General features: G+C 66.8%; 26 protein-coding genes and 1 tRNA gene. 20 read left to right on the plus strand and 7 right to left on the minus strand.

All coding sequences use genetic code 11. The features are described 5' to 3' along the window. Positions 1-219 precede the first annotated feature (219 nt). Positions 220-293, minus strand: a tRNA-Pro gene (locus OVO38_RS00005). Positions 294-372: 79 nt separating this feature from the next. Further along, positions 373-1,224, minus strand: a complete 852-nt coding sequence (locus tag OVO38_RS00010; protein ID WP_095535959.1) for a metallophosphoesterase — start codon at positions 1,222-1,224, stop codon at positions 373-375. A gap of 112 nt (positions 1,225-1,336) precedes the next feature. On the opposite strand from OVO38_RS00010, the gene OVO38_RS00015 reads away from it, so the two are divergent. After that, the gene (locus OVO38_RS00015) at positions 1,337-1,789 is read left to right on the plus strand and encodes a GatB/YqeY domain-containing protein (protein ID WP_095538153.1); all 453 of its coding nucleotides are present in this window, start codon (positions 1,337-1,339) and stop codon (positions 1,787-1,789) included. A gap of 13 nt (positions 1,790-1,802) precedes the next feature. Here the strand turns inward: OVO38_RS00015 and OVO38_RS00020 are convergent, their stop codons facing one another. Then, complete coding sequence (locus OVO38_RS00020) at positions 1,803-4,280, minus strand: transglycosylase domain-containing protein (protein WP_267207419.1); 2,478 nt, start codon at positions 4,278-4,280, stop codon at positions 1,803-1,805. 363 nt (positions 4,281-4,643) lie between these two features. Here OVO38_RS00020 and OVO38_RS00025 point away from each other — a divergent pair, with 363 nt between their 5' ends. The 10 genes from OVO38_RS00025 to OVO38_RS00070 all read left to right on the plus strand — a co-directional run bounded on the left by OVO38_RS00025 (position 4,644) and on the right by OVO38_RS00070 (position 14,584). Continuing rightward, entirely contained in the window at positions 4,644-4,922 is a 279-nt protein-coding gene (locus OVO38_RS00025) for a WhiB family transcriptional regulator (RefSeq protein ID WP_095275337.1), read from the plus strand. A gap of 342 nt (positions 4,923-5,264) precedes the next feature. After that, positions 5,265-5,363 (plus strand): K(+)-transporting ATPase subunit F, encoded by a 99-nt coding sequence (gene kdpF / locus OVO38_RS00030; RefSeq protein ID WP_095275207.1) that lies wholly within the window; start codon positions 5,265-5,267, stop codon positions 5,361-5,363. Continuing rightward, on the plus strand, positions 5,360-7,075 hold the full coding sequence (gene kdpA, locus OVO38_RS00035) for a potassium-transporting ATPase subunit KdpA (RefSeq protein WP_095535927.1): 1,716 nt from the start codon (positions 5,360-5,362) through the stop codon (positions 7,073-7,075). The genes kdpF and kdpA overlap by 4 nt, the downstream gene beginning before the upstream one ends. Next, positions 7,072-9,126: a potassium-transporting ATPase subunit KdpB gene (gene kdpB, locus OVO38_RS00040; RefSeq protein WP_095535928.1), complete on the plus strand. Its 2,055-nt coding sequence runs from the start codon at positions 7,072-7,074 to the stop codon at positions 9,124-9,126. The genes kdpA and kdpB overlap by 4 nt, the downstream gene beginning before the upstream one ends. A 13-nt stretch (positions 9,127-9,139) precedes the next feature. Continuing rightward, positions 9,140-9,691, plus strand: a complete 552-nt coding sequence (locus OVO38_RS00045) for a potassium-transporting ATPase subunit C (RefSeq protein ID WP_095535929.1) — start codon at positions 9,140-9,142, stop codon at positions 9,689-9,691. Positions 9,692-9,793: 102 nt separating this feature from the next. After that, the gene (locus OVO38_RS00050) at positions 9,794-12,328 is read left to right on the plus strand and encodes an ATP-binding protein (RefSeq protein ID WP_416358554.1); all 2,535 of its coding nucleotides are present in this window, start codon (positions 9,794-9,796) and stop codon (positions 12,326-12,328) included. Next, positions 12,318-13,037, plus strand: coding sequence for a response regulator (locus tag OVO38_RS00055; protein WP_095535931.1), 720 nt, complete (start codon positions 12,318-12,320; stop codon positions 13,035-13,037). Before OVO38_RS00050 ends, OVO38_RS00055 begins: the two co-directional genes overlap by 11 nt. Before the next feature lie 41 nt (positions 13,038-13,078). Further along, positions 13,079-13,234, plus strand: a complete 156-nt coding sequence (locus tag OVO38_RS00060) for a DUF4177 domain-containing protein (protein ID WP_095066741.1) — start codon at positions 13,079-13,081, stop codon at positions 13,232-13,234. A gap of 3 nt (positions 13,235-13,237) precedes the next feature. Next, complete coding sequence (locus OVO38_RS00065; RefSeq protein ID WP_095554540.1) at positions 13,238-13,720, plus strand: RidA family protein; 483 nt, start codon at positions 13,238-13,240, stop codon at positions 13,718-13,720. A gap of 51 nt (positions 13,721-13,771) precedes the next feature. Then, the gene (locus OVO38_RS00070) at positions 13,772-14,584 is read left to right on the plus strand and encodes an MBL fold metallo-hydrolase (protein WP_095538156.1); all 813 of its coding nucleotides are present in this window, start codon (positions 13,772-13,774) and stop codon (positions 14,582-14,584) included. 68 nt (positions 14,585-14,652) lie between these two features. Here the strand turns inward: OVO38_RS00070 and glxR are convergent, their stop codons facing one another. After that, complete coding sequence (gene glxR, locus OVO38_RS00075) at positions 14,653-15,336, minus strand: CRP-like cAMP-activated global transcriptional regulator GlxR (protein WP_095535934.1); 684 nt, start codon at positions 15,334-15,336, stop codon at positions 14,653-14,655. A gap of 319 nt (positions 15,337-15,655) precedes the next feature. Between glxR and nth the strand changes: the two genes are divergently transcribed. Genes nth through OVO38_RS00095 form a run of 4 tightly spaced genes read left to right on the plus strand, consistent with a single transcriptional unit; the run spans position 15,656 to position 19,061 of the window. After that, a complete protein-coding gene (nth, locus tag OVO38_RS00080; RefSeq protein ID WP_095275198.1) occupies positions 15,656-16,489 on the plus strand; it encodes an endonuclease III in 834 nt (277 codons plus the stop codon). Next, on the plus strand, positions 16,486-17,076 hold the full coding sequence (locus tag OVO38_RS00085) for a TlpA family protein disulfide reductase (RefSeq protein ID WP_095553277.1): 591 nt from the start codon (positions 16,486-16,488) through the stop codon (positions 17,074-17,076). The genes nth and OVO38_RS00085 overlap by 4 nt, the downstream gene beginning before the upstream one ends. Next, positions 17,073-17,813, plus strand: a complete 741-nt coding sequence (locus OVO38_RS00090; RefSeq protein WP_095275196.1) for an NUDIX hydrolase — start codon at positions 17,073-17,075, stop codon at positions 17,811-17,813. The genes OVO38_RS00085 and OVO38_RS00090 overlap by 4 nt, the downstream gene beginning before the upstream one ends. 57 nt (positions 17,814-17,870) lie before the next feature. Beyond that, positions 17,871-19,061, plus strand: coding sequence for a MarP family serine protease (locus OVO38_RS00095; RefSeq protein WP_095553279.1), 1,191 nt, complete (start codon positions 17,871-17,873; stop codon positions 19,059-19,061). Positions 19,062-19,074: 13 nt separating this feature from the next. Here the strand turns inward: OVO38_RS00095 and OVO38_RS00100 are convergent, their stop codons facing one another. Both OVO38_RS00100 and OVO38_RS00105 read right to left on the minus strand, forming a co-directional pair. Next, complete coding sequence (locus tag OVO38_RS00100) at positions 19,075-19,848, minus strand: alpha/beta fold hydrolase (RefSeq protein WP_095553280.1); 774 nt, start codon at positions 19,846-19,848, stop codon at positions 19,075-19,077. 30 nt (positions 19,849-19,878) lie between these two features. After that, positions 19,879-20,421 carry a phage holin family protein gene (locus OVO38_RS00105; RefSeq protein ID WP_095275193.1) on the minus strand — a complete coding sequence of 181 codons (543 nt, stop codon included), beginning with the start codon at positions 20,419-20,421 and terminating at the stop codon, positions 19,879-19,881. A gap of 251 nt (positions 20,422-20,672) precedes the next feature. Between OVO38_RS00105 and OVO38_RS00110 the strand changes: the two genes are divergently transcribed. Further along, complete coding sequence (locus OVO38_RS00110) at positions 20,673-21,695, plus strand: dienelactone hydrolase family protein (protein WP_267207433.1); 1,023 nt, start codon at positions 20,673-20,675, stop codon at positions 21,693-21,695. A 24-nt stretch (positions 21,696-21,719) separates the two neighbouring features. On the opposite strand, the gene OVO38_RS00115 is transcribed toward OVO38_RS00110, so the two are convergent. Continuing rightward, positions 21,720-22,526 carry an HAD family hydrolase gene (locus OVO38_RS00115; protein WP_267207435.1) on the minus strand — a complete coding sequence of 269 codons (807 nt, stop codon included), beginning with the start codon at positions 22,524-22,526 and terminating at the stop codon, positions 21,720-21,722. A 175-nt stretch (positions 22,527-22,701) separates the two neighbouring features. Here OVO38_RS00115 and ssd point away from each other — a divergent pair, with 175 nt between their 5' ends. Genes ssd through OVO38_RS00135 form a run of 4 tightly spaced genes read left to right on the plus strand, consistent with a single transcriptional unit; the run spans position 22,702 to position 26,229 of the window. After that, positions 22,702-23,727: a septum site-determining protein Ssd gene (gene ssd / locus OVO38_RS00120; protein WP_267207437.1), complete on the plus strand. Its 1,026-nt coding sequence runs from the start codon at positions 22,702-22,704 to the stop codon at positions 23,725-23,727. Beyond that, on the plus strand, positions 23,727-24,854 hold the full coding sequence (locus OVO38_RS00125) for a TadA family conjugal transfer-associated ATPase (protein ID WP_095538165.1): 1,128 nt from the start codon (positions 23,727-23,729) through the stop codon (positions 24,852-24,854). Before ssd ends, OVO38_RS00125 begins: the two co-directional genes overlap by 1 nt. After that, on the plus strand, positions 24,851-25,642 hold the full coding sequence (locus OVO38_RS00130; RefSeq protein WP_095553284.1) for a type II secretion system F family protein: 792 nt from the start codon (positions 24,851-24,853) through the stop codon (positions 25,640-25,642). Before OVO38_RS00125 ends, OVO38_RS00130 begins: the two co-directional genes overlap by 4 nt. After that, complete coding sequence (locus OVO38_RS00135) at positions 25,639-26,229, plus strand: type II secretion system F family protein (protein ID WP_095554551.1); 591 nt, start codon at positions 25,639-25,641, stop codon at positions 26,227-26,229. The genes OVO38_RS00130 and OVO38_RS00135 overlap by 4 nt, the downstream gene beginning before the upstream one ends. Positions 26,230-26,273 lie beyond the last annotated feature (44 nt).

The following is a 26,273-nucleotide window of genomic DNA, read 5'->3' on the forward strand; positions in this document are numbered from 1 at the left end:
GCCTGCGCCTGTGCCGGGGCTGGGGCGGTTGCCTGCCGGGATTTACGGTGTTTTCGGTGCTTTTCGGCTAGATGACGAGGGCAGGGTGACGAGGATGCGAGTAAGTCCTCGCATCCTCGTCATGGTGATCTCGTCAAACACGCCCAGCCCCCACACACCGCAACCCCGCCAACAAGGCAAAGCAAAAACCCCGCCCTGCTGGGCGGGGTTTCAGTACCGTCGGGATAACAGGATTTGAACCTGCGACCTCCTCGTCCCGAACGAGGCGCGCTACCAAGCTGCGCCATATCCCGGTTGTAACTGCTCTGCTGAGCGGTACCTGGGATACTTTAGCCCAGCGTCGCCGTTTGGCCAAAACGGCAGGTCAAGTGCCTACTCGGCTCGTTCGGTGATGTGCAGCAGCGCCGCCGACGGCGGGCAGAACAGCCGCACCGGCGCGTACTTGGAGGTGCCGAGCCCGTTGGAGACCTCCATCCACATCTTCCCGTAGCGGTGCAGGCCGGAGGCGCGCTCGCGGTCGATGTCCGCATTCGTGACGATGGCGCGCTCGCCCGGCAAACAGATCTGCCCGCCGTGCGTGTGTCCGGCAAGCGCGAGGTCGTAGCCGTCTGTTTCGAATTGGTCGAGGACGCGTCGATAAGGCGCGTGCAACAGGCCGATCGACAGGTCCGCGTCCGCATTGGGTGCTCCCGCGATCTCCTCGTAACGGTCCAGGTCGTGGTGCGGGTCGTCCACACCGGCGAGCGCGAGTCGGACGTCGCCGACCTTGAACTCGAGGCGGTGGTGGGTGGCGTCGCGCCAGCCGCGCTCGATGAACGCGGCGCGCATCCCCTCCCACGGCAGGTCCACGTACGACGGCTCGCGCTTCTGGTCCAGCAGGTATTTGAACGGGTTCACGGGCTTGGGCGCCCAGTAGTCGTTGGTGCCAAAGACGAACGCACCGGGGCGGTCGAGCAGCGGCCCGAGCGCGTCGAGGACCCACGGCACGCCGCGCAGGTCCGAGAGGTTGTCGCCGGTGTTGATCACCAGGTCGGGCTCGAGCGCGTCGAGGGAGGAGACGAACTCCACCTTGCGCTTTGCCCCCGGGATCATGTGCAGGTCCGCGATGTGGAGGACGTCGAAGGAGTCCTTCCCGCGCAGCGTGCCTGGCGCGAGCAGCGGCAGCTCGTATTCCTTGAGTTGGAAGTTGGTGGTCTGGCTCGCGCCGTACGCCAGCGCGCCCATGCCGGCCGCGCCGAGGCCGCCGATGGTCGTTGCGATAGTTTTCAGCTTGCTCACTCGCCCAACCTTAGTGTGCCCCCGCCGTCGTGGGGGTGCGTCGCGTATCGTTTGCCCTATGAGTGCATTGAAAGACCAGATCCGCGCAGACCTCAAGGAAGCTATGAAGGCGAAGGAGAAGGAGCGCACCGGCACGATCCGCATGCTGCTGGCCTCCATTCAGGCCGCGGAGACCGAGGGCTCCAAGCACGAGGTCACCGACGAGGACATCCAGAAGATCATCGCCCGCGAGGTGAAGAAGCGCCGCGAGTCGGCGGAGATCTACTCGCAGAACGGCCGCGAGGATCTCGCGGAGTCCGAGCTCGCGGAGGCGGAGATTCTGCAGGGCTACCAGCCGAAGCAGCTGGATGATGCGGAGCTCAAGGAGCTTGTCGACGCCGCCGTGTCCGCCACCGGAGCCACCTCCATGGCCCAGATGGGCCAGGTAATGAAGGAGGCGACCGCCAAGGCCGCTGGCCGCGCCGACGGCAAGCGCATCTCCGAGGCGGTCAAGGCGCGCCTCTCCCAGTAAGCGCCGACCGCGCCTACTGCTGGCCGTTACCGCCGAGGATGTTGCTGATGTTGTCGGCGGCGTCGCCAAGCTGGCGGCCAATATCATCCAGGTCGACCGGTGCCTCCGGCGCCTGGGGCGCCGCCGGGCCCGACGGCGCGGGGGCGGAGGGGGCGGCCGGCGACGGGTTCGCCGGGGCCGCTGCGCCCGCACCGCCTGCACCTCCGGCGCCTGGGGCGCCGCCGGAGCCGCCCGAGCCATCAGAAGCGTTGATGGTGACCAAGCTGCCGGGGGCAAGGTTCGGATCCGCGGGGACGGCGGAGACGACGCTGTTGAACGGCGCGCCGCCGCCGGCGACCATGTTGACTGTCACCGTGTAGCCCAGGCCCTGGAGCCGGGCGCGCGCGGTGTTCGCGTCCATGCCGACGACCTGATCAATCGGCCCGCGCCTCGTGCCCTTGTCAAAGGCGCCGCTGGCGGCCGGGATGCCGGCCGCTGCCGCGCCGGGCACGCCGTAGGCGGTTTGGAACCAGGTGCGGGCGGCCTCGTTGCCGCCGTACAGGTCGCCGTAGGAGCACTGGCGGACTGGGCCGGTGCACAGCGGGGTGGTCTGGGTGCCGTCATTGAAGATGTAGGTCGCCGCCGCCATCCCGCGGGTGAACCCGAGGAACGCGGAGGACTGGTGGGACTCGGTCGTGCCGGTCTTGGCGGCGACCGGGGCGTTCCACCCGGCCGCGGCGGCGGCGTCCTTCGCGGTGCCGTTCACGGCGTCGCCCGACATGCCCTGCGCCAGCGCATTCGCGATGTCGGGCTCGATCGCCTGCTCGCAGGCGGGGCGGTCGATGAAGACCTCCTGGCCGTGCTTGTCGCGCACGGACCTGATCGGGTTCGGCTCGCACCAGCGGCCGTTGGAGGCCAGCGAGGCGCCCACGTTGGACAGCTCCAGCGCGTTCACGGCGGTGGGGCCGAGGACGAAGGCGCCCATGTTCTCGTCCTTGGCGGCCTGGGCGACGGAGCGGTCGTCGCCAAACGAGCCCTCGTCCAGGTAGGAGCGGAGCCCCAGGCGCACGGCAATGTCCACGGTGCGCGCGACACCGACCTGCTGCACGAGCTGGATGAAGGTGGTGTTGGGGGACTGCGCGAGGGCGTCGCGAAGCGAAAGGCGCGGCTTGTAGGTGCCCGCGTTCTCCACGCAGTACGCGTCGGGCGGGCAGTTGGCGGCGCCGCCCTTGCCCATGCCGTAGACGACGGCGCGGGTGGGCGTCTCCAGCATGGTGTCCAGGCCGTAGCCCTGCTCCAGCGCGGCAGCGGCGGTGAAGATCTTGAACACGGAGCCGGCACCGTTGCCCACCAGGGAGGTCGGCTGCGGCATGATGGTCTGGCTCTGCTCCAGGTCCAGGCCGTAGTAGCGCGACGAGGCCATGGCCAGGATGTCACGGGAATCCGCGCCCGGCTTGATCACGTTGACCACCTCGGCCACGCCGTTGGTGTACGGGCTGACGTTGTTGCGCGCCGCCTGCACCGTGGACTCCTGCACCTGCGGGTCCAGGGTGGTGGTGATGGTGTAGGAACCGCGCTCAAGCTCCTCCAGGGGCAGGCCCTTGTCGGCAAGGTAGCGCAGCGCGTAGTCGCACATGAAGCCGCTGTCGCCCGCGGTGAGGCAGCCCTGGGGGAGGGTGCGCGGCGTATCCACGATGCCCAGCGGCTTGCCCGCCAGCACGTCGGCCTCGTGCTGGTCCAGGAAGCCCTGCGCGGCCATGTTGTTCAGCACCACGTTGCGGCGCTCGGTCGCCCCGTCCGGGTTGGTGTAGGGGTTGAGGTATTCCACGGACTGGAGCAGGCCGATGAGCAGCGCGGCCTGGTCTGGGGTGAGTTCCTTCGCCGAGGTGTCGAAGTAGGTGCGCGCGGCGGCCTCGATGCCAAACGCGTGGTTACCAAAGGAGACGAGGTTGAGGTAGCGCGTGAGGATCTCGTCCTTGCTCAGCGTCTTGTCTAGGTCCGAGGCCATGCGCATCTCGCGCAGCTTGCGGGGGATCGACTGCTCAGTCGCGGCCTGCGCGTCCTCGTCGTCCTTCGCGTCCACGAGCCAGAGGTAGTTCTTCACGTACTGCTGGTTAATCGTGGAGGCACCCTGCTCCACGCCGCCGGCGAGCACGTTGGTGACCATCGCGCGGGCGAAGCCCTGCATGTCGACGCCCTCGTGCTGGTAGAAGCGGCGGTCTTCCGTGGAGACGAGTGCGTCCTTCACGTGCTGGGAAATCTCCTCGCTGCCCACCTCGTAGCGGCGCTGGTTGTAGATCCATGCCATGGGTGTGCCGTTGACGTCCGTCACCGTGGTCACGCCGGGCACCTCGCCGCCCGACATGTCGGAGAGGTTTGACTGCATCGTCTCATCGGTGCGGGCAATAGCCATGCCGCCGATGCCCGCGACGGGGGCCAGGCAGAGCGCGATAGCGACGCCGGCGGCGAGGAGCGCGGCGAGAAGTTTTCCTAAGGAACTCAGTGCAGACACGCCTTTACCTTAAATGATCGGCGTGCCGCGGGTGAATACATATCTCCCCCCAAAAATGTGACCCATTCGACAGGGGTGGGGGTGTGTGAATACACTTACAGGTGCAAAATGCATACAGCATTCCTGAAGCTTATTTGCCAGGTTGCGGGCCCGCGATCGGGAACCTGCAGCAAAGCAACGGTAGGCCGATGTGGGTGCCGCACAGGCTTGGCGTAGTATAAATTGCGTCAAGGTGTGAATTATGCACGAACGCCCTCCCGAAAGGAGCCCGCCATGACCACAACACTCGGACGCAACGACCTGCACGCTGGACTGCGCGCAGCCTCTACCACCGCGCGAAAGTGTGACGCAGACGGCAACCTCATGTTTGATCGCGGGGAATGGGTGACCAGGGCGCATTGCCGCAACGGCGATCCGGACGCGCTCTTCGTTCGCGGCGCCGAACAGCGCAAAGCCGCGGCCATCTGCCGCCGCTGCCCGGTGCAGATGGAATGCTGCGCGGACGCGCTGGACAACAAGGTGGAGTTCGGCGTCTGGGGCGGCCTTACCGAGCGCCAGCGTCGCGCCGTGCTGCGCAAGAACCCCGATGTGACCGACTGGGCCGAGTACCTGTCCTCCGGAAAGGAAATCGAAGGGCTCTAACGCACGTACGTCTTGCGGCCCCGCTCAACTTTCTGAGCGGGGCCGCACTCTTTTCACGGCTTCTCCCGACGGGTGGAAGTGGGCGCGTAAAGAAAACGTAAAAGTTTGGCAGGTGGGGTGTAAATATCGCGCAAAGAACATGCGGAAGCGACGCTGACTAGCCATAACGTGAGTTGTGGCAGGTGCAATCGCACCGGCGCCTGATTCGCAGCACGTATCGGGCAATCGCTTCAACACATGTTCACATGGAGGACTCTTCCTGATGCTGGACCTTTTCGTCATTGTGGTCGTGTTCCTTACGCTCGGCTGCCCCTCCCTGGTTAATGAGATCAGGAGAGGAAAATGATGAGTACCGTAACCGCGACAGTCGGGCTCATCGTTGTCGCACTCCTCGTGGTCTACCTTGTCATTTCGCTCATTGATCCGGAGCGATTCGCATGATGCACGCAATAGCGGCGGTACTGCCGCAATTCCTCGTCCTTATAGCGCTGCTGGTGCTCGCGTACGTTCCCCTGGGCAGTTGGATGGCGCGCAGCTACACATCCGAGCGGGATTGGGCGGTAGAGCGCGGTATTTACGCAATCCTGCGCGTCGACCCCAGCCGGGGGCACAGCAGTAAAAACTATGCGCGTGCACTCCTCGGATTCAGCCTCGCTTCCGTGCTCGCGCTCTACTTAGTCCAGCGGTTGCAAACGGTGCTGCCGAGTTTCGGCAACGCTCGCGACACGGCGGTCGAGCCGTGGATGGCCTTCAACACCGCGGCGTCGTTTGTGTCAAACACGAACTGGCAGTCTTACTCCGGCGAAGACACGCTGACCAACGCAACGCAGATGCTTGGCCTGACGGTACAGAACTTCGCCTCCGCAGCCGTTGGCATGTCTGTGGCTGCCGCGCTCATCCGCGGCATTGGCCACCTCGGGTATAGCCGCGACACGGTGGCTGAGCAGTCCGGCCAGCAGCTCATCGGAAACTTCTGGGTGGACTTAACGCGCAGCCTTGTCCGCATCCTGCTGCCGCTATCACTGGTCATTTCCACTGTGCTCATCCTGGGCGGCACGATGCAAACCTTCGGGTCCAATCTGGTGAGCGCGTCCGGCGTCGATATTTCGCGTGCGCCGGTGGCAAGCCAGGAAGCAATCAAGCTTCTCGGCACTAACGGCGGCGGTATCTTTGGTGCGAACTCTGCGCACCCGTTTGAAAACCCCACGGGCTTTACCAACATGGTGGAGATCTTCGCACTGCTCGTGATCTCCTTCAGCTTCATCCGCGCCTACGGTGTCATGCTCAAATCCCACAAGCACGCCTATACCCTCCTTGGGGTGGCCGGTGGTCTGTGGGCAGTGATGGTCATGCTGGTGGCGTGGGCGCAGCACACCGTGGTGGGAGGTGCCGCCACTGCGGCCGGAAGCAACATGGAGGGCATTGAGCAGCGCCTCGGCATCGATGCGTCCGCGCTCTTTGCGGTCTCGACGACAGGGACGTCCACGGGTGCAGTCGACTCGATGCATGACAGTTACTCGCCGCTCGGCGGCGGCCTGCTCATCCTCAACATGCTGTTGGGAGAAATCGCGCCGGGTGGCGTCGGTACCGGTCTATACGGCCTGGTGATTGTCGCTGTGCTCGCAGTGTTCATCGGCGGGCTACTGGTCGGTCGCACTCCAGAGTTCATGGGCAACAAGATTGGCCGCCAGGAGATTTCCGCGGTGAGCTTGTACATCCTGACGATGCCGGTACTGGTGCTGGTCGGCGTCGGTGCGTCGGTTGCGCAGCGTGCGCTGGTTGAAGCGTCCGCGACGAACTTTGGCGCGCCGGGCACGCCTGACAACGCCCACGCGCTCTCTGAAGTGCTGTACGCCTTCACCTCGGCGGCAAACAACAACGGCTCCGCCTTCGCAGGGCTGACGGTGACCGAACCGTGGTGGCAGATCTCGCTTGGCGTGGTCATGCTGCTTGGCCGGTTCTTGCCCATCGTGTTCGCGCTGTCGCTGGCCGGCAGCCTTGCGGGGCAGCGTGCCCAAGCAACCACCGCGGGGAGCTTGCCCACGGCTGGCATCACCTTCGCCTTGCTCACGGTTGGCGTCATCGTGCTGGTCGCAGCACTGACGTTCTTCCCCGTTCTTACCCTGGGTCCCATTTCGGAGGCACTCTCATGACTACCCAAACTTTGACACCCCAAAAGAAGCAGCGCAACGACAACAGCAGTCTCGTGGGCCCGGCGCTGCAGGCGCTGCCCCGGAAGATGTCGCCGCTGGAGCAGTCCCGGAACCCTGTGATGTTCGTCGTCTGGGTCGGCGCTGCGCTGACCACGATGTGGTCCATCGCTGCGCCGAGTGTCTACGGCTGGGTGATCACGATTTGGCTGTGGTTTACCATCGCGTTCGCGGCGTTTGCGGAAGCCTACGCTGAGGGGCGCGGCAAGGCCCAGGCTGACAGTTTGCGCTCGGTGCGTGACGACGCCACCGCGAACCTCGTGACCGACAACGGCATCGAAGTCGTCCCGGCGTCGGAGCTAACAAGAGGCGCGATTGTCCGGGTTGAAGCGGGGGAGACCATCCCCGGCGACGGTGATGTGATCGAGGGCGCGGCCACTGTCGATGAATCTGCGATCACTGGTGAGTCTGCCCCGGTTGTGCGCGAGGCGGGCGGCGATCGCTGTGCAGTGACGGGCGGCACCGTCGTGTTGTCCGACTCCATCGTTGTCACGATCACCTCCGAGCCCGGCTCGACCTTCGTGGATACCATGATCGCGCTGGTGGAGGGGGCTGAGCGCAGGAAAACACCCAACGAGATCGCGTTGAGCATCCTGTTGTCTACGCTGACGATCCTTTTCCTCATCGCCGTCACCGCCCTTGCCCCAATGGGTGTTTTTACTGGCGCTGAACTGTCCCCACTCTCACTGATCGCGCTGCTGGTGTGCCTGATCCCCACGACGATTGCGGCACTGCTTTCTGCGGTGGGCATCGCAGGGATGAACCGCCTGGTTCGCCACAACGTGCTCGCCACCTCGGGCCGCGCGGTGGAAGCCGCCGGTGACGTGGCGACCCTGCTGCTAGATAAGACGGGCACCATCACCTACGGAAACCGTCAGGCAACGGACCTGATCGTGGCGCAAGGCGTCGATGAACTCGAGGCAGCGAACGTCGCGCGCGTGGCTTCGGTCGCAGATGAAACGCCCGAGGGGCGCTCGATTGTCGCATGGCTGATCGAGCACTACGACCTGTCCTCCGGGGCAGGCGAGGAAGAACGCACCGCCGAGGTCATCCCGTTCAGTGCTTCGACTCGCATGTCCGGCCTGGACCTTGCCGGGCGCAAACTGCGCAAGGGCGCAGGAGACGCGGTGCGCCGCTGGGTCACCGAGGCCGGTGGCCAGTGGCCGCAAGAGATTGAGGCGGCAATCACCCAGATCGCGCAGGAAGGCGGGACCCCGCTGCCTGTTGCCGTGGAAGAGGCGGACGAGACTCGGCGGGTGCTGGCAGTGGTGCGCTTGAGCGACGTCGTGAAGCCGGGCATGGCGGAGCGCTTCGCGGAACTGCGCGCAATGGGCATTAAAACGGTGATGGTCACCGGCGATAACCCGCTCACGGCTGCCGCGATCGCACAAGAGGCCGGCGTGGACGACTACATTGCCGAGGCTACCCCAGAGGATAAACTCGCCCGCATTCGGGAAGAGCAGGCACAAGGGCGCATGGTCGCGATGACCGGCGATGGCACGAACGACGCACCGGCGCTCGCGCAGGCCGATGTCGGCGTGGCGATGAATACTGGCACCTCCGCGGCCAAGGAGGCCGCGAACATGGTCGATCTGGATTCGGACCCGACAAAGCTCATCGACGTCGTGCGTATCGGCAAGCAGCTGCTTATCACCCGCGGCGCGCTGACCACCTTCTCTCTGGCCAACGACCTGGCGAAGTACTTCGCCATTCTGCCTGCGTTGTTCTCCGCGCAGCTGCCGCACCTCGAACAGCTCAACGTGATGCACCTGCATTCACCGCAGTCGGCCATCGTTTCTGCAGTGGTGTTTAACGCGCTGATTATCGTCGCGCTGATCCCGCTCGCCTTGAAGGGTGTGTCGTACACCCCCGCTTCAGCGTCCTCGTTACTTCGCCGCAACCTCGGAATCTGGGGGCTGGGCGGCGTGCTCACACCATTCATCGGGATCTGGCTCATTGACCAGGTCGTCGCACTCCTCCCGGGATTGCAGTAGGAAAGGAATAGTCATGCGTATCTATATGCGTAACCTCATCGCCGGTTTTGTGGCAGTACTGCTGTGTACCTTCGCCCTCGGTTTGGCGTACCCGGCGGCGGTGTGGGGAATTTCCCGCATCAAGGTGGATTCGGCGGAGGGGAGCCTGCTCTACCAGGGTGAATGTCTGGCGGGCTCAGCCAAAATTCAAGATGGCGTGAGCGAAGGCCCGTACTTCTTCCCTCGCGCCGAGGGCATGAGCAACTACGGTGCGAGTAGTGCGGTGCTGCAGGAGGAGATAGGCAAGCGTCGGCAAGCAATTGCTCAGCGGGAAGGGGTCGCGGAGGGCGAGGTACCGAGCGACGCGGTGACCGGCTCTGGTTCCGGCGTCGACCCTGGGATCAGCCCCGCGTACGCCGCACTCCAAGCACCTCGAGTCGCGCGGGAGCAGGGTATGAGTGTCGCGGAGATCGAGGAGCTGATTGCCACCCACACTGACCTCGCTAGCCTGGGGATTCTTGGCCAGGACGCTGTCAATGTGACCACGCTGAACATGGCGTTGCCCACGCCACCGCCCTGCGCATAAGAGAATTGACTTATGTCCACGCACTCCACACCCCAGACTCCTAAGCGGGGTCGGCTCAAAATCTATCTTGGCGCTGCGCCCGGCTCGGGCAAGACCTGCGCAATGCTGAGTGAGGCGCACACACTGCTGCGGGGTGGCACTGATGTAGTCGTCGGCATTGTTGAAGATCACGGCCGTGCCTACACGAAGTCGCTGTGCGAGGGCCTCGAGGTCATTCCGCGGCGGCACGTTGGCGCGATCGCCGCCGGTGAGTTGGATACCGAGGCAGTGCTTAGGAGGCGACCGAGCATCGTGCTTATCGACGAGTTCGCGCACTCCAATCCTCGCGGCGAAACGCACGCGAAGCGCTGGGAGGATGTAGAGGAGATCTTGGATGCGGGAATCGACGTGATTTCCACCTTGAACATCCAGCACGTAGAAAGCCTCAACGACGTCATCACGCAGATCACAGGCATCGCGCCGCAGGAAACGGTGCCCGATGAGGTGGTTCGTGCCGCCGACGAGATCGAGCTGATTGACGTCTCCCCGCAACTGTTGCGCACGCGCTTGAGCGACGGCCAGGTCTACCACGAGGCGCGCATCGCACCGGCGCTAAATAACTACTTTCGCGTCGGTAACCTCACCGCGCTCCGCGAGCTCGCCCTGCTTTGGCTGGCAGATCAGGTCGACGAAGCCCTGGCGGCCTACCGTGCCGAGCAGGAGATCACGGAGACGTGGGAGGCGCGGGAGCGGGTTGTCGTGGCTGTGCAGAATGTTGCGCACGCCGAGCTGCTCATCCGGCGCGGGCGTCGCATTGCGACGAAGTCTTCCGCGGAGCTACACGTGGTGCACGTGGTCTTTGGGGACTCTTTCGCATCCGGTACCTCGTCCGTAGCGGGGTCGGCGCAGCAACTGGCAAAGCTGCAAACGCTGGCCCAGGACGTCGGCGCGCGATTGCACCAGGTCACCGGCGACTCGGTGCCAGAAGCCTTGCTGAATTTTGCACGGAGTGTCAATGCAACGCAGCTGGTGCTGGGGGTCTCCTCCAGGGGACGGTTTGAGCTGCACGGCCCCAGCTCTGTGGTGGATGCGGTGGTGCGCCAGTCCGGCAAGATTGACTGCCACATTGTGAACCTGCCTCCCAAACGAACGCGCAGGGTCACTCAGCTCTTTCGCCCACTGCGCTCGGTTCCGCGCCGCGCGGTGTCGTTGGTGGTGGCGGCTCTTGCCTTCGTCGCGTTGACCGCGCTTCTTGTCGCGGCAGATGGCCAGGCGTTGGGCACCGGCACCTGCGCCGCGTTCTATTTTGCACTCATCCTCCTGGTCAGCCTCGCTGCAGACTTGCTCTCCGCAGTGCTGGTGGCGGTGGCGTCGGGACTGGCGGTGAACTGGTACTTCACCCCTCCCATACATACTTTTGACATTGCTGATCCGGCGAACGCGGTGATCGCCGCTGTCATGGTTGCCACCGCGTTGGCCGTGGGGATCTTGGTTCGGAGGACCAAGGGGGAGCGCCACAATGCGCTCGTAGCTGCCCGCGACGCGGAGCTCCTCACCGTCTTCTCCCGCGCAGTGCTCAACCGCAACGCCGACGTGGCACCAATCGACGCGGTGATGCGGAAAGTCGGCGAAGCGTTTGGATGCCACCGCGCCGAACTTGTTGACGCCTCAGGCGACAGCCTCGCTGTGTGGTACTCCTCGTCTGCGGCACGGGGATCTCAGAGCACTGGCAGCGGGGAGCGAAAACACACTCGTCTCCCTATTCCGCGTTCGGCCCCGGGTAAAAACATCGAGACGGTCGTTTACAGTGAGGACCAGACTGTCGAGCTGGCTCTGGAAGGCCCGGCGTTGTCGGCGCGCGACCGGACCCTAGTCGCAGTCGTCGCTGGGTATCTCGCGGGTGTGGTGCGCGAGGAACAGCTGAGCCAGGAGGCGGCGCGCGTGAACGCGGTGGCGGCGGCAGATGAGCTGCGCCGCGCGCTGTTGTCGAGCGTGAGCCACGATCTACGCACCCCACTGGCTACGGCGAAGCTCGCGGTCTCTTCGCTGCGTAACTCGGAGGTGGAATTCAGCCCGGAGGATAGGGAGGAGCTGTTGGCGGAAACCGCTGCGAGTATTGACCAGCTCACGCTTCTGGTGACGAACCTGTTGGACCACTCGCGTCTGAGTGCCGGTGCGGTGACGGCTCGTCGTGAAGCGGTGGAGCTCTACGAGGTGGCGCACCGCGCGATTGCTTCTTGCGCGTTTGGACATTCGCGCGCGCAGACGCAGCGCTTTGTGCTCGATGAAAGCTTGCGGGGCATGACCTGCTGCGCCGATGCCGCCCTGCTCGAGCGGGTGCTGGCGAACCTGTTCGATAACGCGCTGCGCTACGCGCCAACGGGGGAGATTCTCCTGAGCGCGGCAGTTGTGGACGATCGAGTAGAGCTGACTTTGTCGGACGAGGGGCCGGGGATTCCGCCCGAGAAACAAAAGGACATGTTCGTGGCGTTCCAGCGTCTCGGCGATACCAACAACGACAGTGGCGTAGGTCTTGGTTTGTCAGTAGTTCGCGGGTTTGTCGAGGCAATGCGCGGTACGGTCACCGTCGAAGCCACCCCGGGGGCAACGTTTACCCTAAGTTTCCCGCAGCGGGAAGGAGAAAGCGATGACGAATAGGAAAGTGCGTATTGCGATCGTGGACGATGACCCGCGTCTGCTCAACGCGCTGCGGATCAACTTTAAAGCGCGCGGCTACGAGGTCTTTGTCGCGGGCACTGGCGCAAAGGGGCTGCAGGTCGTCTCGCGCAACGAGCCCGACGTGGTCATCTTGGATATGGGCTTGCCCGACATGGACGGCTCCGTGGTGCTGGACGGGATCCGCGGCTGGTCCGCGGTACCCGTGGTGATCCTGACGGCCCGCGCTGATCCCTTCTTAAGCGCCGCGGCGCTGGACCAAGGTGCCGATGATTACGTGACCAAGCCCTTTTCCATGGAAGAGTTGCTTGCCCGTGTCCGCGTCGCGTTGCGGCACGGTGCGCCGCAGCAGTCCCCGGTGCACCAGAACACCGGGGTCATTCGCGCGGGGGATCTGCGCATTGATATTCCGCAGCACAGCGTGACCAAAGCCGGTGAGGTCCTCCACCTGACCCCGACGGAGTGGGGTGTGCTCACCACGCTGCTCCGCGCGCACGGCGGACTCGTGCGCAAGGAGGATTTGCTAGAGGAGATCTGGGGTCCGGGTTTTGAAGGGCAGGGTCACTACCTGCGTGTGTATGCCTCCCAGCTGCGGCGCAAGCTGGAAGATGACCCGACGAACCCGCAGTTTCTCCTCACTGAGCCGGGGCTGGGGTACCGCTTCGTCGTGCCTGAGCCGACACGAGAATAGAAGCCCCGCTGTCGCGTGGCGCGGCACGGTAGGGTGGTCGCATGAAGAAATGGGAATACGCCACCGTGCCGCTACTCACTCACGCAACCAAGCAGATCCTGGATACCTGGGGCGAGGACGGGTGGGAGCTCGTCTCCGTCACCCCGGGCCCCAACCCGGATAACGTGGTCGCGTACCTCAAGCGAGAGGTGGAGTAGGCCATGGCAGGATCGTGGACCGCAACACTCGCCGAGCTCGGCATTGAGCTCCCGCAGGTCGCCGCGCCCGTCGCGGCGTACGTCCCCGCGAACCGCGTCGGCAACCAGGTCTGGACGTCGGGGCAGTTGCCGCTTATCGACGGCACACTGCCGGCCACCGGCAAAGTCGGCGCAGAGGTCAACGCGGAAGATGCCTACACGTACGCCCGCCAGGCCGCGCTGAACGCGCTCGCCGCCGTGGACGCGCTCGTGGGGCTGGACAATGTCACCCGCATCTCCAAGGTCGTCGGCTTCGTCGCCTCGGACCCGTCCTTCACCGGCCAGCCGGCCGTGATTAACGGCGCCTCCGACCTGATGAAGGAGGTCTTCGGCGAGGCTGGTGAGCACGCCCGTTCCGCGGTCGGCGTTGCTGTCCTGCCGCTGGACGCACCCGTCGAAGTTGAGCTCGTGGTTGAGGTTGCGGAGGGTGCGGAGGGGCGTCGATAAGCGCATGCCCCGTGCTGCGCTGATGGTGCAGGACGCGGTAGGGTTGGAGGCATGAAGCACCCCGCTTACAGTCAGTTGCGCCCTGTGACGACCTCCGCCGCTGTCGTATTGGCGCCCAACCCGAGCTATGCGGCGCTGGAAGGCACGAACTCGTGGGTCATCCGCGACCCGGAAGATGAGTACAGCATCGTCGTAGACCCGGGCCCGGCGGATGAAGGCCACCTCAACGTGCTGCAGGCTAAGGCAGACAAGGTCGCCCTCATCCTCATCACCCACCGCCACCACGACCACGCGGACGGTGCAGAGCGGTTCCGACAGCTCACCGGCGCGCCGATTCGTTCGTTCGACCCGCAGTACTGCCACAACGCGGAAGCGCTGCAGGATGGAGAGATCATTTCCATCGACGGCGTGACGCCGAAGCTGCAGGTCGCGCACACCCCCGGCCACACCCGGGACTCCGTCAGCTTCTTCGTCTACACCCACGAGGTGGAGGACGATCAGCTGGAGGGCATCATCACCGGCGACACCATCGCGGGGCGCCACACCACCATGATCTCCGAGACTGATGGTGATGTGGGCGAGTACCTGGACAGCCTGGAGATGCTGGAGGCTCGCGGCGAAAACATCATGCTGCTGCCGGGCCACGGCCCCGAGGGCGAGGACCTGTCCAAGTACGCGCGCAAGTACATTGACCGCCGCAACCAGCGCCTCGAGCAGATCCAGCAGGCACTCAAGGAGCACGGCGAGGACGCGGACATCAACACCCTCGTCGACGCGATTTATGACGATGTTGATCCGGTCCTCCGCGGCGCCGCCGAGCAATCCACCCGCGTGGGCCTGCGCTACCTGCGCAACCAGAAGTAACGCCCCGAACAACAACGACTGCCCCGGCAAGGTGCCGGGGCAGTGTTCGTTTTTGGGGTGCTCGCGCGCTAGCGGGCGCGGCGAGCCAGGTGCTCGGTGTCCACGATGAGGACGGACTTGCCCTCCAGCTTGATCCAGCCGCGGTGCATAAACGTAGCGAGCGCCTTGTTCACGGTCTCGCGGGAGGCGCCGACCAGCTGCGCGATCTCTTCCTGCGTGAGGTCGTGGTTGACGCGCAGCGCGCCGCCCTCCTGGGTGCCGAAGCGGTTGGCCAGCTGCAGCAGCGTCTTGGCCACGCGGCCGGGCACGTCGGTGAAGATGAGGTCTGCCAGCGAAGCGTTGGTGCGGCGCAGGCGGCGGGCCAGCACGCGCAGCAGCTGCTGGGAGATTTCCGGGTGGTCCGTGATCCACTGCTTGAGCATCTGTGAGTCCATCGTCGCCGCGGTCACCTCGGTGACGCAGACGGCGGAGGAGGTACGCGGGCCCGGGTCGAAGATGGACAGCTCGCCGAACATATCGGACGGGCCCATCACGGAGAGCAGATTCTCGCGTCCGTCGGGGGCGTGGCGAGCCAGCTTTACCTTGCCGTCTACGATGATGTAGAGCCGGTCGCCCGGTTCGCCCTCATCAAAAATGGTGGTACCGCGGGAGAACGTCAGCGTCTCCATCTCTTTGATCAGAGCGGCCACCGCGTCGGCGTCGACGCCCTGGAAAATGCCGGCCTTGGCCAGCGTGTCCTGAATGCCTTCCATTGAACCTCCTCGGAACGGCGGTGACTGTTATCCTCTGCGTGGTTTGGGTCACCTAAGTGTTGTTTTTACGGCGTGGTCACAATGGCGGATACTACCAGTTCATGTTGTGATGGGTACCATATCCCGGAAAAGTTTCCCTACCGGCAATTTTAGGTTCAGCAAACGTTCAGTCTGCAGCACTAGTACGTGTTAATGGGCCTCAACCGATGCTGATTCGAGGCGTTCCATGCCCAGGGTGAACAGGCCGAGGAAGAGGGGCAGGATCGCAACTAAAATTACCGTCATAGGGGTCATGGTACGTGTGCGATAGCATTGCAGCATGTCCAACGTCTCGCTTCCCCCCGCACCGGACGCCGGGAAACCGCTGGCCGGCAAGCTTACGCCGCCGCGGCGCCGCGCACCGGGATCCCACCCGGCGGCGAAAGGGAAGGAGACGGAGCTGGGCCGCACCCGCCGCGCCCGGCGGATCAATCGCACCCTGGCGGCGGCGTTCCCGGATGCCCACGCGGAGCTGGACTTTTCCAACCCGCTCGAGCTGCTCGTCGCCACGGTGCTCTCGGCGCAGACGACCGATGTCCGCGTCAACCACGTCACCCCGGCCCTGTTTGCCACCTACCGCACGGCGCAGGATTACGCGGCGGCAAACCAGGCGGAGGTAGAGGCGCTGATCCGCCCCACCGGGTTCTACCGCGCGAAGGCCGCCAACTTGATCGGGCTGGGGCAGAAACTGGTCACGGACTTCGGCGGCGAGGTCCCGGTCGCGCTCGAAGACCTGGTCACGCTCCCCGGAGTGGGGCGCAAGACCGCGCACGTGGTGCGGGGCAACGCTTTTGGTAAGCCGGGGCTCACCGTGGATACGCACTTCCAGCGGCTCGTCGCGCGCCTAGCGCTGAGTGCGCAGCGCGACCCGGTGAAGATCGAGCGGGAGATCGCCCAGATCATCCCCGCGAGCGAGTGGACGATGTTCTCGCACCGACTCATCTTCCACGGCCGGCGCGTCTGCCACGCGAAGAAGCCGGCGTGCGGCGCGTGCCCCATTGCGTTCGACTGCCCCGGCTTCGGCGCGGGGCCAACCGACCCGGAGGAGGCGGCGGCCCTGGTCACCGGGGAAGAGCGCGAGCACATCCTGGGCATGCTGGGTGATGCGCAGTGAGGTCGGGCAAGACCGCGGTCGTGGCCAGCGTGGTGGGCGCGCTGGTGGTCACGTGCTTCGTCGTCGCCGGCGCTGTGGCGCTGCTGCGCGGCGGCGGATCGGGTGATGAAGTGCGTGGGGAGGGGGAGACGGGGGCGTCGCTAAGCGAGGAAGCGCCCGTGGCTCAGCGGCCCGACTGCGTGGCTGGTGGGGTCGGTGGCGTGGAGCTGCCGTGCCTGGGTGGCGCCGATGTGCCCGGCGAGCGCGCGGGCGTGACGGTGGTCAACGTGTGGGCCTGGTGGTGCGAGCCGTGCCGCACTGAGCTGCCCGTGCTCGAGCGCTACGCCGCAGACCACCCGGACGTGGAGGTCGTGGGCGTGCACGCGGACCGCCAGGCGGCGGCTGGGGCCGATCTGCTCAACGAGCTCGGCGTGGAACTGTCCAGCTACCAGGACTCCGACAACAGTTTCGCGGGGCAGCTGGGTCTGCCCGGCGTCGTGCCCATCACGGTGGTGTTCCGCGACGGCGAGCAGGTGGGCACGCTCGCGCAGGCCTTCGAGTCGGAAGAAGCGCTGGCCAGCGCCATCGACGGGGTGCTTGGGCGATGAGCGAGCGCAAGGAAGGGCAGCTTCTCGACGTCCCACTGCAGCCCCACAAGGCACCCCGCTGGCTCGCGCCGCTGATCGACCGGATTCAACGCGGCACCTACCGCGAGGCGGTGCGCCCCCTCCTGCACGGGCGCACCGCGCCGGAGGACGCGGCGGACGAGGCCGCGGTGCTGATCCTGTTTACCGGGAACGCGGCGTCGGCGACCATCCCGGACGACGCGCACGTGCTCATCACCCACCGCACGCCGCGGATGCGGAGCCACTCGGGGCAGATGGCGTTTCCCGGCGGGCATATCGACGCCGGGGACCGCGGGCCCGTCGACGCGGCGCTGCGCGAGGCCTGGGAGGAGACCGGCCTCGAGCGTTCGCGCGTGACGCCGCTGGCCACGCTGCGCACCGTGACTACGGGCGGCAGCGGACTCCGGGTGCGGCCGGTGATTGCGTACGCGGAGCAGCCGGGCGAGACCTACGTGGCCAGCCCGTTTGAAACGGACGACGTCTTCTTCATCGCCGTGCGCGACCTGGTGGACCCCGCGAACCGGCTGCAGGTGGGGCTGGCCAATTTTGCCGGACCCGCCTTCCGCGCCGGGTGTTACGTTGTGTGGGGCTTTACGGCTATTCTGCTCTCAATACTTTTGGAGCAAGCCGCGTGGGCCCGCGACTGGGACCGCACTTTGCGCGATTTGGACGAGGTGCTCGCCAACTCCGCCAACGGGGAGCCGCGGTACACGCGGTAGCCCCCGCGGACCGGCCCCGATGACGCCCCACAACACGAACCAGGAGACAGCAAAACAGTGACCGGATCAGCCATCGTGGACCTCGTCGCGGCGATTCTGGTGGTGGGCAGCTTCGCGGCGGGGTGGCGACGGGGCGTGCTGGCGTCCGTGTTCATCGCGGTGGGCAGCGTGGCCGGCTTGATTGTGGGGCTGCTCGCTGCCGCGTACACGCTCGACTTCTTCTCCGGCCGCGGGCTGCGCGTCATCATTTTCCTGGCGGTCGTGGTGTTCTTCGTCGGGCTGGGGAACTTGGCTGGCTCCGCGATTGGCGACGCCCTGCGCGGCGCCCAGCGGTGGCGCCCGATGCGCGCGCTGGATTCCGTCGCGGGCGCGCTACTGCAGGCGCTGGCCATGTCCCTGGCGCTGTGGCTGGTGTCTATCCCGCTGGTCAGCGCGCTTCCGGAGCAGCAGAGCGCCGCGCTGCGGGACTCGCGGGTGCTGCGCGGGATCGACGGCGCAACACCGGACGCGTGGGCGCAGCTGCCCGCTAAGGCGGCCGCGTTGCTGCACGACACGGGCCTGCCGCCGCTGGTCTCGCCGTTGAGCGCCGATGCGAAGCGTGAGGTGGACGCGCCGGACGAGTCGGTGGTGACCGGTGACCTGGTCGACCGCGTCCGACCGAGCGTCGTCCACGTCGTGGGTGACTCGGAGACCTGCCACCACCGCCTGATGGGCAGCGGCTTCGTCATCGCGGACGGCTACGTGCTGACCAACGCCCACGTGGTGGCGGGCACCCAGCTGGTCAACCTGGACACCGTGCTGGGCGTGAAGCACGCGGACGTCGTGCTCTACGACCCGGAGGTGGACATCGCCGTCCTTCACGCCCCCGAGCTGGGCCTGCCGGAGCTGACGTGGGCGCCGCGCGAGCTAAAGTCCGGCGATGATGCCGTGGTGATGGGCTTCCCCGAGTCCGGCCCCTTTGAAGCAGACGCGGTACGCGTGCGGACCCAGTTGGAGCTCAGCGGCCCGGACATTTACGCCACTGGCCGGGTGGAGCGCGGCGCGTACACGATCCGCGGCGACATCCGCCAGGGCAACTCCGGCGGGCCCATGTTCACCCCGGAGGGGCAGGTCGCGGGCATGATTTTCGGCACGGACGTGGACGTCGCGGACACCGGCTACGCCCTGACCGGCACGCAGCTCCGCGAGGTGATTGGCGACGTCGAGCGCCTCACCGACCCGGTGGACACGCAAACCTGCGCGGTCTAAAGCACCAGGAGTGCTATGACGCCAAGTGCTTCTCGACGCCCCGCACAAACGCCCCCGGATCCCCCGCGTAGGGCAGGGCGTGGAGGACGTGGTTGGCGCCGTCTGCTGGCGCGTGCCGCCGCAGGCGGTGCGTGGCGAGGATGTGGGGCAGCGCGTTATCGATGCGCAGCGCCGCAAGCCGGGTCGCGAGCGTTTCCGCTGGGTGATCGGGGTGCTTGGCGGCGCTGTCGGCCGCTGCCCGCGCGAGGGTGGCGTGAAACGCGCTACGCCACGCGCGGTCCAGCGCGCCGGGCAGGTGTGTGGCGGTGGCGGCCGCGACGGGGGCGGGGAGGCGGCCGAGCCAGGCGGGGAGGTGCGGCTCGTTGGGGAGCGTGAGCACGCTGCGGACAAGCTGGGGCTGGGCCTGCTCGAGGGCGCGGGCGACCACGGCGCCGGTATCGGCGGCGACGAGGGCGGCGTTCGCGTGTCCCAGGGTATGGATCACCCCGCCGAGGTCGCCGCGCAGGATGCGCAGCAGGTTGCCGCCTCGGTGGGCGGGCTTGTCAGACATGCCGAAGCCCCGCTGGTCCAGCGCGGCAACGTGGTAGCCGCGGCTGGCCAGCGGGGCGAGGGCGTAGCGGAAGTCGAACCAGCCGCCGTACGCGCCGTGGATGAGCAGGACCAGGGGGTCGGCGGAGTCGCCGGCCACGGCGGCGTGCAGGCGCACGCCGCGAGTGTGCAGCATGCGGTGCGCAAACTCCCCCGGCAGGTCAACGACCGAGGGTGGCGTCGGGGTCAGGCGGGGCATGCCCGGAGCGGCCCTGGAGGCGAAAAGCGCCTACTTGGTCACTGCCGTGGAGCCGGTGGTGTGCGCGGCGGAGGAGTACAGGCCGCTGGAATCCTTGGACAGGTTCTGCTGGGCCTGGCCCGGGCGCAGGTGCTTCAGCTCGCCGACGGACTCGATGGTCTTCTCCGGCGCCTTGATCTTCTTCACCTTCTGCAGGCCCATGAAGGCCAGGATGCCGGCGAGGGCGATCATGATGAGGAAGACGATGAGGAATGCCCAGCCGCGGTGCATCCAGGACGCGAGCATCTCCGCCAGGGCGAAGAAGGCGAAGAAGCTGGAGTACAGTGCGATGACGCCGGCCACAGCGAAGAGGCCGCCACCCATGGCGCCCTTCTTGACCTCGCCGATGACCTCGGTCTTGGCCAGCTCGATCTCGCCGCGGACCAGGGTGGAAATCTGCTCCGTCGCGTTGGAGACCAGCGTGCCAATGGAATCCTTACCCGGCTGGGTGGTGTCGGCGTCGCGCAGCGGGATGGAGTCCACCTTGGCAGACACTGCCGTGGAACCGCTGGTGTACAGACCGTCTTTGCTCACTGTTTTTCAAACCTTCCTGCGAGTCGCCTACAAGGCGTGTGGCTACTGCTGCTCTCGCGCGTATACGTACACGTGTGATGCATTGTCCTCCACGACTTTAGCTATAGTCCAGCCTTCGTGCCTGTATTGGGGCCGGAAGGTCGACGAAACCGCTGCCGCGCAAGTTAGGATTTAAGCCTAAAACATCCTGTAAATGGTCCAAAATGCGCAGATTCTCTCACGGGTGTGAGCGCTGCGTGGGAAGGAATGTGGTGAAGGCCCTTAAGATCCTTGGCAAGGCGCTGGTTGCGCTCCTGGTTGTGCTCGTGCTCCTCGCGGCGGTGATTGTTGGGTTGCGCGCTTACAACCGGCACACCTACCCGTTCGCGAGCGTGGGGTCGTCTTCTGTTGCGGGGGAGGGGGATGGCGGGGCGTCGTTAAGCGTTGCCCCGATCCACGGGGACCAGATCGAGGGGTTCCACATCACGCCAGAGCGGAAGGTGCACCCGGGCGTGGTGGTTGTGTACGGCGGCTCCGAGGGCGGGGCGGACCGCTCTCGTGCCGAGTGGCTCGCGGGCGAGGGCTACGAGGTGCTCAGCATGTATTTCTTCGGGCAGGAGGAGCAGCAGCAGGGGCTCGCAGATGTGCCGCTGGAGCAGTTTGATGAGGTCAGCACGCTTATCGACGCCACCGTGGACGGCGACGGGCCGGTGACGGTGGTGGGGACGTCGAAGGGCGCGGAGTTTGTGGAGCTGCTGGCGGCAAACGGCTTCCCGGTGGATAACGTGGTCGCGTTCGTGCCCGCGAGCTATTCCTACCCCGGGCTGGTGTTCCAGCAGGCGGAGGAATTGCCGTCGTTTACCTACAAGGGTGAGGCGGTGCCGTTCGCGTCGTTCCGCGCGGGGTCCATGGCGGCCGGGGCGAAGCAGATGTGGGACATGGTGACCGGCTACCCGGTGTCGTACCGCGCGACCTACGAGTCCGCGGCGGAAGCGGCACCGGATGAGGCGCGCATTGACCTTGCGCACTTCGGCGGGAACGTGCTGCTCTTCGCCGGCGAGGACGACCAGATGTGGCAGTCCGCGGACGCGGCGCGCGAGCTCGAGGCGCAGGGCGAGCGGGTGGAGGCCCACGTGTACCCGGACGCCGGGCACGTCTTCTTTGCGCACGCGGAGGAGCTGCCGGACGGCTGGCAGATCATGCTCGGGGGTACTCCGGAAGGTAACCGCGCCGCGTACGAGGACTCGCGGGCCGTGTTGCTGGAGCGCCTCGACCAGTGGCACGGGAGGCAGTAGCTACTCGAGCTCCTCGGGCGGGGGCTAGGCGGAGCGGCCGTCGCGCATGATCGCGCGGGTGACCAGCGCACCGACGACCGCGAGCGCCGTGATCCCGGCGATGACGCCCGCGCCGATGCCCACCTCGCGCGCGTTGGGCATCTGGATGAGCGGCTCCGGATTCTTGAACGTGCGGATCTCCCAGCCAGACGACATGGCGTGCTTGCGCAGGGGGCGGTCCGGGTTGACGGCCACGGGGTTGCCCACGGCCGCGAGCATCGGGATGTCCGTGGCGGAATCGGAGTAGGCGTAGCAGCGCGCGAGTTCGTAGCCGTGCTCGCGGGCGAATGTTTCCACGGCCGCCGCCTTGGCCTCGCCCTTGAGGTACTGGGTGATTGTGCCGGTGAGCTTGCCGTCTTCCACCTCCACCTCGGTGGCCACGACAGTGTCCACGCCGAGCTCGGCGGCGATCGGCTCGACGAGGATGTCCGCGGAGGCGGAGATGATGATCACGTCGTGGCCCGCCGCGCGGTGCTGCTCGATCAGCTCGCGCGCCTCGCGGTAGATCGCGGGCGTGACCACGTTGTGCATCGTTTCGGTGGTGATGCGTCGCACTTCGTCCACATCCCAGCCTTTGACCAGCTGCGCGAGTTGGTCGCGCGAGGCGTCCATCTGCTCACTGGAGTGGCCGACGAGCATGTAGGAGGCCTTGGACAGGTAGAGGTCGAGCGCCTCCTGACGGGTGATCAGGCCGTTGTTGAGGAACTCTTTGCCAAAGGCGTAGGCAGACGAGGTCGCGATGATCGTCTTGTCCAGGTCGAAGAATGCCGCCACCGGCGCGCGAGTTGCCATGTGCTTCATTCTAACGAGCCAACCTCAGCGCCCGGCGTGTAAATGCTGAGGCGCGTGTGAGTGATGGGACTGGGTTATCCACAGTTTGTTTGTTTTGGATGTACTCGCGGTCTGGGTTATCCACAGATGTCTCCAACCTATTGCGCTTTGATATTGCGCCTGCAATGCTTGCGACATGAAACAACCAAAAGAATCGAATTCTCGCGCCGGCCGCCCCATCATCGTCGCGGTGGACGACCCGCTCCTCCACCCGGAGGTAACCCACCTCGCCGCAGCCGCTGGCCACGCCATCGTGGACGTTGCCGACCCCACCACGCTGCCGCAATACGTGGCGCGTGCGTTCGCAGTGCTTGTCGACGCCACCTGGGCCCCACACCTCCCTCCACCCCGAGCCGACAACGTGTTCATTGTCAGCGGCAGCCTCGCCGACGCCTCCGCGTCCCCGGACGCCTTCGTCCTGCCGGCGCAGGCCGGCGACCTCCTCGTCGCGCTCGGCCGTTGCGCACAGGCGAGCCAGCACAGCGGCGGCGGGCGCACGATCGCCGTGCTCGGCGCGGGCGGTGGCGTCGGCGCATCCGTCCTCGCCTGTGCGCTCGCCGAGGTGGGCGGGAACGCCACGCTCATCGACGCACACCGGCTCTCCGGCGGACTCGATCTTCTCCTCGGCGTTGAGGAGCGGCCGGGCGCGCGCTGGGGCGAGATCGTGCTGGGCGATGGTGCCGTAGCGCGCACCGACGTGCGCCGCGCCCTGCCCTCCACCGCTTCCGGCACCGCGGTCCTCACGTTTGCGCGCAGCACCGTCGCGGACCCGTTCCGGGTCGACACGGCGGAGCTGGAGAGGCTCTGCCGCGCTGTGGGCGGCGAGGGCCTGACCGTCCTCGATGTCCCCATCGACCTGCTCCCGGCGGCGTGCGACCTGGCCGTCATCGTCGTGACGCCGACGGTGCGCTCCGTCTGCGCGGCGCAGACGATCGCGTTGGAGTGCAACGCCGCCGGCGTCGAGCACGTGCTGGTCCTCCGCGACTCCCCTTGGCAGGGCATCGACGACGACGGCGTTGTCGCAGTGACCCGCTCGCGGATCTGCCACCGACTGCCCACGCTGCACCGGCTGCCGCGCTCGATCGAGAGCGCTGGGCTCCCGGCGCGCCTGCCCAAGCCCCTGCGTAAGGCGGCCGACGCGGTGCTCGGGGAGGTGGCGTGATGGATGCCAACGACGTACTCGCGCGCGTGCAGCGCCGCCTTGCGGACGAGCCCGCGCCCCCGTCGCCCGCACGGCTGGTGGACATTATCCGCGACGAGGCGGTGGTGATTAGCGACCTCGACGTGCTCGCGCTCATGCGCAAGCTCCGCGACGACACCACCGGAGCCGGCCCGCTCGAACCGCTGCTGGCGGCCGGCGATGTGACGGATATTTGTGTCAACGGCCCGTCCGAGGTCTACGTCGACCGCGGCCGTGGCCTCGAGCTGGCGGAGACCACCTTCGACTCGGAGGCGGACGTACGTGCCCTGGCCACGCGCCTCGCGCTGAGCTGCGGGCGCAGGCTCGACGACGCACAGCCATACTGCGACGGGCACCTCACCCGCGATGACGGCACGCTCTTACGCTTCCACGCGATCCTCGCCCCAACGGCGCAGGTGGGCACCTGTTTGTCGCTGCGCGTGCTGCGCACCGCCACCGCCTCGCTCGCGGACCTGGTGGCGGGCGGCTCCCTCGATCAGGAGCGCGCCGACCTGCTGCGCGCGCTGGTGGCGCAGCGCAAGGCGATCCTGGTGGTGGGCGGCACCGGCTCCGGCAAGACGACGCTTCTGTCGGCCCTGCTTGCAGAGGCCGCCCCCACCGAGCGCATCATTGCCATCGAGGACACGCTCGAGCTGACCCCGCACCACCCGCACGTGCTCAACCTGACCACGCGCGCCGCCAACGCCGAGGGCGCCGGCGCGATCACCATCGCGGACCTGGTGCGCCAGGCCCTGCGCATGCGGCCGGACCGCATCGTGGTCGGCGAGATCCGCGGTGCCGAGGTCGTTGACCTCCTCGCCGCGCTCAACACGGGCCACGACGGCGGCGCGGGCACCCTCCACGCGAACTCCATCCACGAGGTCCCCGCTCGACTGGAGGCGCTCGCGGCCCTCGGTGGGCTGGACCGCGCCGGGCTGCACTCGCAGCTCGCCGCAGCCGTGGACGCCGTGGTGGTGGTCCGCCGCGGCCCCGACGGCACCCGCTACGTGCATCAGATCGGCGTGCTGGAGGGCCAGCCCGTCACTGCTCGCGTGGTGTGGGACAGCGAGCGCGGCCCCGCCGCCGGCTACAAGGAGCTGGCAGCATGAACCCACTGCTCATCGCCGCCGCGGCAACCGCGCTCACCGCCCCCGCTCCCTCCGCCCGCCTGGGCGCACTCACGCGCAACGTGCAACGCTTCTCGACGCCACGCCTCCACTCCACGCTCTGCATCGCCGGCATCGCGCTCGCGCTCGGCCTGGTCGCCGCCAAACGGGTCAGCGTGGTCCTCGCGGCAGTCATGGCCGGGGCGACCGTCGTCGACCTCATCGTCCGGCGCCGGGAGCAGCGGCAACGCGCCAAGGGTGCGGCCGTGACCGCCGACTTTCTCGGCCACGTGGTGGCCAACCTGGACGCCGGAGCCCCGCTGCCGCGCGCCTGCGTGACCGCCGCCGAGCGCCTGCCCGACAACGCGCCGGCCCCACTCGCGCGCGACATCCACCGGCTGGTCCACCACATCCGGCTCGGGCACTCTGCCGCGCAGATCGAGGTGCCCACGGCGCAGCCGGAGCTCGCGCGCATGGTCACGCTGTGGCGGCTTGCAACCGGGCGCGGGATCCCCGTCGCCCAGCTGCTGCGAGCCGCGCGCGACGAGCTCGACCACGCCGAGCGGCACCGAGCCGCGACAACCGCGGCGCTGGCCGGGCCGCGCACCACGGCCATGGTGCTCGCCGCGTTGCCGCTCGCCGGGATGCTCATGGGCGCCGCGATGGGGGCGAACCCCGTCGGGCTGCTGACCTCCGGCGGCATAGGTGGGGTGCTCCTCGTCGTCGGCACCGCCTTGGTATGCGCGGGCACGGTCGTGTCTCGGGTGATTATTGAAAGGGCGGCGCAATGATCCTGCTTCTCGCATCACTGTTCCTCGCGGCCGCGCTCGCCCTGCCCCGGGTCCAGCCGTTGCTGCGGCTGCGCGTCGCTCCCGGCGCGGGTTCGAAGACCCCGCGGGATGGTCCCCACGGGGAAGTGTCGGGTATCGACGCCCACCGCAGCGCAGCCGACATCACGCTCTTCGCGGCATGCTGCGAGGCCGGGCTCCCGCTCGCCGGCGCCGCCGCCGCTGTTGCTGAAACTTACGGCGACACCGGCGGAGGCAATGCACGCGCGAGTCCTTGGCATACCGTCGCTGCGCTGACGGCGCTCGGGGTGAGCCCCGAGCGCGCCTGGTCAGAGCTCCATAGCGTCCCGGGCGGCGCGGAGCTCGCCGGGCTTGTTGCCCTCTCCAACTCCTCGGGGTCCGCCATCGTGGCGGGCTGCGAGCGCATCGTCACCAAGCTCCGTGCTGAAGCTGCCGACGAGGCGAGCGCCAAAGCGGAACGGGCGGGCGTCCTCATCGCGATCCCGCTTACCGCCTGCTTCCTCCCGGCATTCTTCGTCCTCGGGCTTGCACCGGCGGTGCTCAGCTTGGGGGCGGCGATCTTGCACTAACTATCCACTCCGAAAATCAACGACCACTCTCAACCAACGAAGGG

It is taken from the genome of Corynebacterium sp. Marseille-P8863, from assembly GCF_946902955.1.
Lineage (GTDB): Bacteria > Actinomycetota > Actinomycetes > Mycobacteriales > Mycobacteriaceae > Corynebacterium > Corynebacterium gottingense.

Excerpts from the sequence above, each read along its gene's own strand:
- OVO38_RS00010 (WP_095535959.1), bottom strand. The coding sequence starts at position 1,224 with ATGGGCGCGCTGGCGTACGGCGCGAGCCAGACCACCAACTTCCAACTC.
- OVO38_RS00015 (WP_095538153.1), top strand. The coding sequence starts at position 1,337 with ATGAGTGCATTGAAAGACCAGATCCGCGCAGACCTCAAGGAAGCTATG.
- OVO38_RS00025 (WP_095275337.1), top strand. The coding sequence starts at position 4,644 with ATGTTTGATCGCGGGGAATGGGTGACCAGGGCGCATTGCCGCAACGGC.
- kdpF (WP_095275207.1), top strand. The coding sequence starts at position 5,265 with ATGATGAGTACCGTAACCGCGACAGTCGGGCTCATCGTTGTCGCACTC.
- kdpA (WP_095535927.1), top strand. The coding sequence starts at position 5,360 with ATGATGCACGCAATAGCGGCGGTACTGCCGCAATTCCTCGTCCTTATA.
- kdpB (WP_095535928.1), top strand. The coding sequence starts at position 7,072 with ATGACTACCCAAACTTTGACACCCCAAAAGAAGCAGCGCAACGACAAC.
- OVO38_RS00045 (WP_095535929.1), top strand. The coding sequence starts at position 9,140 with ATGCGTATCTATATGCGTAACCTCATCGCCGGTTTTGTGGCAGTACTG.
- OVO38_RS00050 (WP_416358554.1), top strand. The coding sequence starts at position 9,794 with ATGCTGAGTGAGGCGCACACACTGCTGCGGGGTGGCACTGATGTAGTC.
- OVO38_RS00055 (WP_095535931.1), top strand. The coding sequence starts at position 12,318 with ATGACGAATAGGAAAGTGCGTATTGCGATCGTGGACGATGACCCGCGT.
- OVO38_RS00060 (WP_095066741.1), top strand. The coding sequence starts at position 13,079 with ATGAAGAAATGGGAATACGCCACCGTGCCGCTACTCACTCACGCAACC.
- OVO38_RS00065 (WP_095554540.1), top strand. The coding sequence starts at position 13,238 with ATGGCAGGATCGTGGACCGCAACACTCGCCGAGCTCGGCATTGAGCTC.
- OVO38_RS00070 (WP_095538156.1), top strand. The coding sequence starts at position 13,772 with ATGAAGCACCCCGCTTACAGTCAGTTGCGCCCTGTGACGACCTCCGCC.
- glxR (WP_095535934.1), bottom strand. The coding sequence starts at position 15,336 with ATGGAAGGCATTCAGGACACGCTGGCCAAGGCCGGCATTTTCCAGGGC.
- nth (WP_095275198.1), top strand. The coding sequence starts at position 15,656 with ATGTCCAACGTCTCGCTTCCCCCCGCACCGGACGCCGGGAAACCGCTG.
- OVO38_RS00090 (WP_095275196.1), top strand. The coding sequence starts at position 17,073 with ATGAGCGAGCGCAAGGAAGGGCAGCTTCTCGACGTCCCACTGCAGCCC.
- OVO38_RS00100 (WP_095553280.1), bottom strand. The coding sequence starts at position 19,848 with ATGCCCCGCCTGACCCCGACGCCACCCTCGGTCGTTGACCTGCCGGGG.
- OVO38_RS00115 (WP_267207435.1), bottom strand. The coding sequence starts at position 22,526 with ATGGCAACTCGCGCGCCGGTGGCGGCATTCTTCGACCTGGACAAGACG.
- ssd (WP_267207437.1), top strand. The coding sequence starts at position 22,702 with ATGAAACAACCAAAAGAATCGAATTCTCGCGCCGGCCGCCCCATCATC.
- OVO38_RS00125 (WP_095538165.1), top strand. The coding sequence starts at position 23,727 with ATGGATGCCAACGACGTACTCGCGCGCGTGCAGCGCCGCCTTGCGGAC.
- OVO38_RS00130 (WP_095553284.1), top strand. The coding sequence starts at position 24,851 with ATGAACCCACTGCTCATCGCCGCCGCGGCAACCGCGCTCACCGCCCCC.
- OVO38_RS00135 (WP_095554551.1), top strand. The coding sequence starts at position 25,639 with ATGATCCTGCTTCTCGCATCACTGTTCCTCGCGGCCGCGCTCGCCCTG.